Consider the following 6,340-nt stretch of genomic DNA (forward strand, 5'->3'; position numbering starts at 1 on the left):
CCACGGCGCGTGGCTTGGCGCCGCGGCCTCACTTGGTCGTCCGTTCTACCGATATATGGCGCATCCTTGCGCGAGCGCCATGCTGCCCTGGCTTCTGCGCGCTGCTTTTCTGCGGGTCAAGCGCACAGGAGGCACAGAGGCCGCCCGACGGCGCTCACGGCCCGGGCGGCCGGACCGCGGCGAAGCGGCGGCGGATGCGCAGCATCAGGTCGTCGCGCAGGCTGCGATAGGCGTCCAGCCGCACCTCGCGGCTCGCCTCGACCAGGGAAGGATCGGGCATGTGCCAGAACTCGATCGCCACGTCCATGGTCCGGGTCAGCTCGACCGCGCTGTGCTGGGCCTCGGGCGACAGGGAGATGACCAGGTCGAAGAAATGGTCGTCGAGGTCGTCGAAGCCCTTGGCCGCGTGGCGGGAAAGGTCGATGCCGATCTCGTCCATCACGGCGAGTGCGAACGGGTCGAGCCCCTGCGGCCGCACTCCGCAGCTGTCGACATAGATCTTGTGGCCGGCCAGGTATTTCAGGATCCCCTCGGCCATGGGCGAGCGGATCGCGTTGTGCGTGCAGGCGAACAGCACGCTGCCGGGTACCTCCCCTGGCACCGCACCTTCCATCAGCGCCGCAGCGACAGGACGCAGACCAGGGTGAACAGCCGCCGCGCCGTCTGGGCATCGACGTCGACCTTCTCCACCAGCGCTTCCCGCAGCAGTTCCGCCCCCTCGTTGTGCAGGCCGCGCCTGGCCATGTCGATCGATTCGATCCGGGACGGCGGGGCACCACGGATGGCCTGGAAGTAGCTGTCGCAGATGATGAAATAGTCCTTGATCACCCGGCGCAGCGGCCGCACCGCCAAGATCAGCTCACGCTCCGCGCGGCTGTCCCGCTGGACCACGTCCATCACCAGATTGTTGTCGCGCAAGGACAGCGCCACTTCGTAGGGCCCGGGGAACCCGTCCTTCAGCTGGAAGGAATTGTCCTCCAGCAGGTCGAAGATCGCGACATTGCGCTCGTGCTGCACCTCCGGCGTCCAGCGCACCACGCTTCCCTGGTCGAGTTCGATCGCGACGATCCGGTCGGGGCCGTCGGATCGCCTGGTCACCTCGCCCCCCGCAGCCGGATCGCGTTGGCGTGCCCGTCCAGCCCCTCCGCCTCGGCCAGGATCCTGGCCGCATCAGCCAGCTGGCGAAAGCCCGGCTCGCCGCAGCCGAGCAGGGTGGTGCGCTTCATGAAGTCGTAGACCGACAGGCCGGACGAGAACCGGGCGCTGCGCGAGGTGGGCAGCACATGGTTGGGCCCGCCGACATAGTCGCCGATCACTTCCGGCGTCCACGTGCCCAGGAAGATCGCCCCGGCATGGCGCACCCTGGCCGCCAGCGCGTCCGCGTCCTCGACCATCAGCTCCAGATGCTCCGGCGCCAGCCGGTCGACCAGCGGCACCGCCTCGTCCAGCCCGCTCACCAGGATCACCACGCCAAGATCGGCCAGGCTCTTTGCCGCGATCTCCCGGCGGGGTGCGGACTGGAGCTGCCGCTCGACCTCGACCGGCACGTGGCGTGCCAGGTCCGGATCGTCGGTGATCAGGATGCTCTGCGCCAGCACGTCGTGCTCGGCCTGGGCGATCAGGTCGGCCGCCACCAGGTCGGCTCCGGCACTCCGGTCGGCCACGATCACCACCTCGCTGGGACCGGCGATCATGTCGATCCCGACCACGCCGAACACCTGGCGCTTGGCTTCCGCCACGTAGGCGTTGCCCGGGCCGGTGATCTTGTCGACTGGCCGGATCGTGGCGGTGCCGTACGCCAGCGCCGCGATCGCCTGCGCCCCCCCGATCCGGTAGATCTCGTCCACCCCGGCCAGCCGGCAGGCGGCCAGCACCAGGGGATTGCTCTGCCCATCCGGTGCCGGGGCCGCCACCACCAGCCGCCGGCAGCCCGCCACCTTCGCCGGGATCGCGTTCATCAGCACCGAGGACGGATAGGCGGCCGTGCCGCCCGGCACGTAGAGGCCCACCGCATCGATCGCGGTCCAGCGCTGGCCCAGCCGGACACCGGCCTCGTCGGTCCAGGCAAGCGGCTCCGGCTTCTGGCGGGAATGAAACGCCTCGATCCGTGCCGCCGCCACCTCCAGGGCCCGCAACTGCTCGGGCGGGCAGGCGGCCCAGGCCCGCTCCAGTTCGGCCGGCTCGACCCGCAGCCCGATCTCGTCCGGGTCGAACCGGTCGAACCGCCGGGTCAGCTCCAGCAGCGCCGCATCGCCACGGCGGCGCACGTCCTGGATGATCGCCTGGACGGCAGCGCCGACATCGCCCGCCTCGTCGTGACGGCGTTCGGCCAGGGCGGCGAAGCTGGCGGGAAAGTCGGCTGCCCGCGAATCGAGAAAGCGCAAGCGATGGAACTCCGGATCGGCCAGCCCGGGCCCGGCGACCAGGACCCCTGCCGGCTAGTCTAGGCGGCGTTGAAATGATCGCAGGGGCTGATCTGGCACGGCACCGGATCGCTGAAGTCGTCGAGCTTGGCGCGGACCGCCGGCACCTGGAGGCGGATCGTGCCCTGGCCCGCGAACACGAGGTCCACGAACAGGTCGGTGCCCGGGGCGGGCTCGGTGGCGATGGTCAGGAGGTTGAGCTCCGCCAGGCGCGCGGTCTCGTCGATGCCGCGGTAGCGCACCTTGGCCACCTCGTCGACCACCAGCGCGGAGGAGCACTCGGTCAGGCCCTCGCAGCGTGTGGTGTCGCGGTACTGCTCGCGGCGGTAGCGGATGAAGGCGATCATGAAGCGCCCGGCCGCCGGATCGTAGGCCATCTCGGCCACGCAGGTGCGCGCGTCCTGGAGGAACGCAGCGATCACCGCCAGATCCTCGACATCCGTGGCCTGCAGGCGCACGCGTTTCTCGGCCAAGTCTCGCCCTCCGTCAGCCGGCCCGCTCGATTCGGGCCCCCACGCCGCGCAGCTTCTCTTCAAGCCGCTCGTATCCCCTATCCAGATGGTAGACGCGGTTGACGGTTGTAGGGCCGGATGCGGCGAGACCTGCAAGAACCAGCGAGACTGAGGCGCGCAGGTCGGTCGCCATCACGGGCGCGCCGGTGAGCCGGGCCTGGCCGCGCACCAGGGCGGAGCCACCATGCACGGTGATCCTGGCGCCCATCCGCGCCAGTTCCGGCACATGCATGAAGCGGTTCTCGAAGATCGTCTCGGTGATCATCGAGGCGCCCTCGGCCATGCACATCAGCGCCATGAACTGGGCCTGCAGGTCGGTGGCAAAGCCCGGGAACGGCCGGGTCATCACGTCCACGCCCTTGAGCCCGCCATCGCCCAGGCGCACCGACAGGCCGCCCTCGCCGTCGGCCAGCACGAGGCCCGCCTCCTCCAGCCGCTCGGCCGCGACCCCCAGGTCCTGGGCCCGCACGTCCTGCAGGACCAGGTGGCCCCGCGTGATGCCGGCCGCCATCGCATAGGTGCCGGCCTCGATCCGGTCGGCGATGATCCGGTGCGCAGCACCGCCGAGTGCCGCCTGGCCCCGAATCGTGAGCATGGCACTGCCGGCACCGTCGATCTGCGCACCCATGGCCCGCAGCAGCCGGGCCAGATCCACGATCTCGGGCTCGCGGGCGGCATCCAGGATCACCGTCTCGCCATCCGCCAGGCAGGCCGCCATCATCAGGTTCTCGGTGGCACCCACCGAAGGCTGCGGCAGCTTGATCTCGGCCCCCTTCAACCCCTTGGGTGCCGTCGCCTTGACGTAGCCCTGCTCCAGCTCGATCACGGCCCCCATGCGCTCCAGGCCCATCAGGTGCAGGTCGATCGGCCTGGTGCCGATGGCGCAGCCCCCCGGCAGGGACACCGCCGCCTCGCCCTGGCGTGCCAGCATCGGCCCCAGCACCAGGACCGAGGCGCGCATCCGGCGCACGAGGTCGTAGGGAGCGGTGGTCGACATCAGCTGTTCGGTCTGCAGCCGCAGCGTGCCGGGTGCCCCCGGCTGCATGGTCGACGCGGTGCCGAGCCGCTGCAGGAGCCGCTGCATCGTGCCGACATCGGCCACGTCGGGCACGTTGGACAGCTCGACCGGCTGGCCGGTGAGCAGGGTCGCGGCCATCAGCGGCAAGGCTGCGTTCTTCGCCCCGCTCACCTGGATCCGGCCTTCGAGCGGAACCCCGCCCTCGATGATGATCCGGTCCATCACATCTTCGGCAGGGTCACGCCCCGCTGCCCCATGTATTTGCCGGCCCGGTCGGCATAGCTCACCTCGGGCGCGCTGGCACCTTTGAGGAACAGGAACTGGCAGATCCCCTCGTCCGCATAGACCTTGGCTGGAAGCGGCGTGGTGTTGGAGATCTCCAGCGTGACATGCCCCTCCCATTCCGGCTCGAGCGGGGTGACGTTCACGATGATGCCGCAGCGCGCATAGGTCGACTTGCCCAGGCAGATCACCAGCACGTCGCGCGGGATCCGGAAATACTCCACCGTGCGCGCCAGCGCGAAGCTGTTGGGCGGCACCACGCAGAACGGCCCGTCACGCTCGACGAAGCTCTGGGCGGAGAAGTTCTTGGGATCCACCAGCGCATTGTCGACATTGGTGAAGATCCGGAACTCGCGCGCGAGCCTGGCATCATATCCGTAGGACGACAGGCCGTAGGAGATCAGTCGCTCCTTGCCCTCGACCCTGGTCTGCCGCTCGACGAACGGCTCGATCATGCCGTGCTCCAGGCACTGCTGCCGGATCCAGTGGTCGGGCATGATCGACATGCGGCTTCATCCAGAAGAAGGCGTTGGCGCCGGCAGGGCCCGGCCGCGTCCGTCAGCACATGCTGACATGATCGGCGCTTCTACCGCAGGTGCAGAAGCGGTCAACCAGGCTGGCCACTCCCGCTTCCCTTCTCCTCCGCCTCCGCAGCCAAGTCCGCCATCACCCGCTCCTGCCGCGCCCGCTCCTGCGCCTTGCGCTTCTTGAGGTTCTCGCGCATCGCCGCCGCCAGCCGCGCGGCCCGCTCTTCCCTGGCCGTCCTGCCCTGTTCCTTTTCCATCGCCACCGCCTCTTGCAACGCGGCGACACCCGTGGCATCTAGCGCGCGGCGCAGCAAGGGGTCACCCGCTGCCGCACGCGGTGCGCTGTCGTAGCTCAGTCGGTAGAGCGCGTCCTTGGTAAGGACGAGGTCGCTGGTTCGATTCCAGTCGACAGCACCATTTCTCTAGAAAATCCAATAGCTTAGTAGCCAGGATGGTCTGGGCGTCAGGAAGCACCTGAAGTCCGGAAGCACCCCGGAAGCACCGTGGCCCAACATGCAGACGGCCGCTCCAATGCACCGGAGTAGACACGTGGCCGCCAATTCTCCCCTCCCAATCTGGCGCCAGCATTTTCCGCGGCAGGACGCCCCAAGATAGGGCGTCAACTTCGAAGCTCGCAGCTTGGGGCGGCCGCCACTGCGCTTTCTCGTTACATTTCAGCCAGCCGCAAAGCTGAGCTGGAATTGTGGCACCCCCAGCCCCCCGGGGGAGGGGGTAAATCTGAATGGGTCCCCCACCCTCACCCTGTATCACTTTCTGGCCGACCAGTTGTGGCATGCCTCGAAGGGACCTCAAGGGGTCGATCCCCGCGTGGACGGGGAAGCCGGGTACTGGCCGCCCAAAAACAACGGCGCGCCGGGACGATCCCCGCGTGGGCGGGGAAGCCCTGGTGTGGGCACTGGAGCAGCTTGCCGACGTGGGACGATCCCCGCGTGGGCGGGGAAGCCGCCGAAACGTCGAAGGTGCGCGTGTCCGCGAAGGGACGATCCCCGCGTGGGCGGGGAAGCCTCGTCATCCAGCAGGATCTTCTCCCGGTTGACGGGACGATCCCCGCGTGGGCGGGGAAGCCGTGCCCTTGATTGGTCTGGGCTTGTCCTGCCGGGGACGATCCCCGCGTGGGCGGGGAAGCCCCGCTAGGAACAACTCCCCCGTACACCGTGGAGGGACGATCCCCGCGTGGGCGGGGAAGCCGTTGCTGCGGTCGACGCCGAACTTCTTCGCGAGGGACGATCCCCGCGTGGGCGGGGAAGCCCGACACGCTACTCGGGGAGTGCTTATTGCTGGGGGACGATCCCCGCGTGGGCGGGGAAGCCGCTGATCAACCGGATGATCCCTGACCCGACCAGGGACGATCCCCACGTGGGCGGGGAAGCCGGCCAGCTCGGCAACCTGATCAGCGGTTCGTCGGGACGATCCCCGCGTGGGCGGGGAAGCCCGCGGGGATGCCGGTTCGGTCGGGCCGATCGCGGGACGATCCCCGCGTGGGCGGGGAAGCCCCGGATGGGCCGACATATCCACCCCAGACAGTGGGACGATCCCCGCGTGGGCGGGGAAGCCGTG

The 6,340-nt window shown here is 69.2% G+C and carries 7 protein-coding genes, 1 tRNA gene and 1 CRISPR repeat array; of the genes, 1 reads left to right on the top strand and 7 read right to left on the bottom strand.

Going from position 1 to position 6,340, the window contains the following annotated elements; genetic code table 11:
* Positions 1–154: 154 nt before the first annotated feature.
* The 7 genes from VNS22_RS25410 to VNS22_RS25440 all read right to left on the bottom strand — a co-directional run bounded on the left by VNS22_RS25410 (position 155) and on the right by VNS22_RS25440 (position 5,076).
* Positions 155–613, bottom strand: coding sequence for a low molecular weight phosphatase family protein (locus VNS22_RS25410; protein ID WP_414653439.1), 459 nt, complete (start codon positions 611–613; stop codon positions 155–157).
* The gene (locus VNS22_RS25415) at positions 613–1,098 is read right to left on the bottom strand and encodes a UPF0262 family protein (protein WP_325737515.1); all 486 of its coding nucleotides are present in this window, start codon (positions 1,096–1,098) and stop codon (positions 613–615) included. Before VNS22_RS25415 ends, VNS22_RS25410 begins: the two co-directional genes overlap by 1 nt.
* On the bottom strand, positions 1,095–2,384 hold the full coding sequence (gene hisD / locus VNS22_RS25420; protein WP_325737517.1) for a histidinol dehydrogenase: 1,290 nt from the start codon (positions 2,382–2,384) through the stop codon (positions 1,095–1,097). The genes VNS22_RS25415 and hisD overlap by 4 nt, the downstream gene beginning before the upstream one ends.
* Before the next feature lie 59 nt (positions 2,385–2,443).
* Complete coding sequence (locus tag VNS22_RS25425; protein WP_325737519.1) at positions 2,444–2,896, bottom strand: DUF2948 family protein; 453 nt, start codon at positions 2,894–2,896, stop codon at positions 2,444–2,446.
* A gap of 13 nt (positions 2,897–2,909) precedes the next feature.
* Positions 2,910–4,175: a UDP-N-acetylglucosamine 1-carboxyvinyltransferase gene (gene murA, locus VNS22_RS25430; protein ID WP_325737521.1), complete on the bottom strand. Its 1,266-nt coding sequence runs from the start codon at positions 4,173–4,175 to the stop codon at positions 2,910–2,912.
* Entirely contained in the window at positions 4,175–4,741 is a 567-nt protein-coding gene (gene dcd / locus VNS22_RS25435; protein WP_325737523.1) for a dCTP deaminase, read from the bottom strand. Before dcd ends, murA begins: the two co-directional genes overlap by 1 nt.
* 101 nt (positions 4,742–4,842) lie before the next feature.
* The gene (locus tag VNS22_RS25440) at positions 4,843–5,076 is read right to left on the bottom strand and encodes a hypothetical protein (RefSeq protein WP_325737525.1); all 234 of its coding nucleotides are present in this window, start codon (positions 5,074–5,076) and stop codon (positions 4,843–4,845) included.
* A 27-nt stretch (positions 5,077–5,103) separates the two neighbouring features.
* Here VNS22_RS25440 and VNS22_RS25445 point away from each other — a divergent pair.
* Positions 5,104–5,179: transfer RNA gene (locus VNS22_RS25445), tRNA-Thr, on the top strand.
* Between the two features lie 397 nt (positions 5,180–5,576).
* Positions 5,577–6,337: a CRISPR direct-repeat array (repeat unit 29 nt; unit sequence GGGACGATCCCCGCGTGGGCGGGGAAGCC).
* Positions 6,338–6,340: the final 3 nt, after the last annotated feature.

Origin of the sequence: Geminicoccus sp. (assembly GCF_035556675.1) — a bacterium.
Taxonomy (GTDB): Bacteria; Pseudomonadota; Alphaproteobacteria; order Geminicoccales; family Geminicoccaceae; genus Geminicoccus.